The 206-nt window shown below is 49.5% G+C and carries 1 protein-coding gene; it reads right to left on the bottom strand.

The window, feature by feature from the left end; translation table 11 throughout:
* A partial coding sequence (locus LJE08_RS14925; RefSeq protein ID WP_304608390.1) for a prephenate dehydratase domain-containing protein occupies window positions 1-206 on the bottom strand: 206 nt, incomplete at both ends.

The following is a 206-nucleotide window of genomic DNA, read 5'->3' as shown; positions in this document are numbered from 1 at the left end:
AGACTTCTGGTGCGCGGCCAAAAATGATAAAACGCGTGTGATTAGACTTATCGTTTTCGATGCTGGGTGCCAAAATGTCCAGATCATATAATTTGGCTGCTTCAGTCGAGGCAATCGCGCCAATTGCCGGATCCTGCCTTTCAGCGGCCATTTTAGCTGCCAGTGCCGTATTGAGGCATTCTTTTCCTTGGATCTGATGCGCGGCT

It is taken from the genome of Holdemanella sp. DFI.5.55, from assembly GCF_020593575.1.
GTDB classification, from domain to species: domain Bacteria; phylum Bacillota_I; class Bacilli_A; order Erysipelotrichales; family Erysipelotrichaceae; genus Holdemanella; species Holdemanella hominis.
This window is presented reverse-complemented; position numbering and strand designations above follow the sequence as displayed.